General features: G+C 45.3%; 1 protein-coding gene. It reads right to left on the reverse strand.

What is annotated here, in order from left to right; translation table 11 throughout:
• A partial coding sequence (locus tag A3729_RS32870) for a C4-dicarboxylate ABC transporter (protein WP_068633807.1) occupies positions 1-1,718 on the reverse strand: 1,718 nt, incomplete at both ends.

Here is a 1,718-nt window from a genome sequence, read left to right on the forward strand (position 1 = left end):
ACACCATAAGGGCCATTGCTGTCCAGATACTTGAGAAGTCACTTGGGAACATCTCAACAACACCGGTTCGTTCGATCATACCACCCAAACAGATACTACAAGCTACCAATAGTAGCAGGGCACCAATTTCAGCCGTTGTCTGGTTGGTGGCTGTACGCACACAGTATTCAATACCTTTATGTGGCTCGGTTGACTTACCATCTTCACTCACCATGTCTTTCTTGGTGATATGTTCAAAAATAAGAATAACGATCATCATCACAGGTAAGATTCGCGCTGCAGAGAACTCATCCAACTGAACGTTTAAGGCCATGTTATAGAACATAATAACGCCACCCATACAAAGGATGTAAGGAATGAGAGGCTTAATTTGCGAAAATGTCTCTGGCAGTGCATCACCAACAGAGGCTAATTGAATCTTGCTCTGACGGTTCACAAACATAACCATAATAAAGAACATAAAGGCACTTAGCGCAAAGACCCATACACCCCAGCCAAATAGTTGGTCGGTCGTTACTTCACGGTTCATGAACGCGATAACAACAACAAGCAAACATGGTCGCAATACAACACCCATACTACCTGACATCGCCGTGGCTGCGAGTGCCAGATTGCGGCGTGCGCCAGCTGCTCTAATTTCGTGATAGATTACTGCACCAGCAGCGATAACGAAGATACCAGAGCCACCTGTGTAGGCAGTCGGTACAGCAGCAAGAACAACCACAACAAAAGCCAACATTTCCGGAGGCATTTTCCAAGGCTTAAACAGGTTCAGAACCAAACCGGCAAAACGGGTTTGTTTCAAGAGCATACCTATCCAGACATACAAACCAACGTTCAGGAACATGTCCGCCAGGTCCATCAGTGTATTCAGATAGATACCTATCCCTGGCATGTGGCCATGAGAGAAGAAGAAAATACCCGCAATGATGGCCATCGTGGAATAGAGAGGAACCGATAACAAAGCATAGCCAATATTACCGCCAGGTTTTAGGTGAGCAGGCACCTTAATCAAATTGTAGATACTGACGATCAACAATAAGGCTATGCCATATACCCAGAAGTTATGCAGCATCGCTTCTTCAGACGGGAGGTTGGTACCATCTGAGTGAGCCAACTCCCGGAAGGCAAAAACCGAAGTCAACAAAACACAATTAGCAATAACCTGTGCAGAGCTCGACACATAGTGATCAAGTCGGTGCAAGACCGGGCGCATGGCAATATGGTGGCGCTTCAAGGTTGCCGTCATTGCACACAAAAAGATCAAGGTTATCAGGATGAACTTTTGGGAAACTAAGCCAACGCCTATCGCGTCAGAAACAAACAACTCTACTGCTCTGAATGCTTCAACGCTCGGGGTAATACGATCGCTTATTTCTTCGTAAGCTGTAAATTTATTCTGACAATCCTGACGTGCATTCTCGATAGAGGTACGAATTAAGTCCGGATCGACAGGTGCAGCATCGAATAGATCTAAACCTAAATCATCATCTTCGGTTTGAGCCAAACGTGCTTGCAACTGCTCTTCAACATTAACGTTTGGATCACAGGTAGGTGCGACAGGATCAACTCGAAGCTTATAGTAGCCCGGCCAGTAATGCTCCCCAACCTGTAATATCTGATTATGGATATCACTACTGGTACTAAAAACAACAACCAGTAACAACAAAATACAAGCTGGTAATGACGATAGCCACTCAGAAATTGAGCGGCCGCTT

This window comes from Oleiphilus sp. HI0043 (assembly GCF_001634935.1).